The sequence below is a fragment of the Vibrio sp. 1978 genome, from assembly GCF_033344345.1.
On record NZ_JAWPOP010000713.1, the window covers coordinates 1 to 605 of the forward strand.

General features: G+C 47.4%; 1 protein-coding gene. It reads right to left on the minus strand.

Annotation, left to right across the window (positions count from 1 at the left end; all coding sequences use genetic code 11):
- Positions 1–605, minus strand: a 605-nt coding sequence (locus tag R8N49_RS28700) for a Na+/H+ antiporter NhaC family protein (protein WP_318190646.1), incomplete at both ends; no start/stop codon positions are given.

Below are 605 nucleotides of genomic sequence, written 5' to 3' on the forward strand. Positions count from 1 at the left end.
GCAACGGCCAAACCAAGCAAGCTACCGTAAATAAGAGACGTACCCACATCGGTATTCTCGAATGCACCTAACAATGCAAACTCTTTACCATCAGCAGCCAACGCTTGACCACCGGTGTACATCATCGAAGCAATTGTCGCGATGATAAGCGTAACAATCGGTAGGATTAAGTCAGAGACTTTACCTTTTTCGCTCTCACGAATGTCCAACTCTTCGTTGAGCTCATGCGCTTCTTGAGTGTCGTTCTCTTTGTCTTTGTCAAAACCACGACCTTGAGACGCTGCAATTTCATGCTCGCGCATCTTGCCGATAGCTAGACCAAACCGCGCGACTGCAAGCACCATTAACAGCGCCACTACAGCGTAGAAGGTCATGGGGATAAGACGCACATACGCCCCAAGCGCTGAATACTCAGTAATACCATGTGATACTAAAATACCGCCGATGATAGTAATGATGTAAGCACCCCAACTAGAAGCTGGCATGATGACACACATAGGTGCAGCGGTTGAATCTAGGATGTAAGCCAGTTTCGCACGAGATACATAGAAGCGATCCGTTACTGGGCGTGAAATCGCACCTACAGCAAGACTGTTAAAGTAATC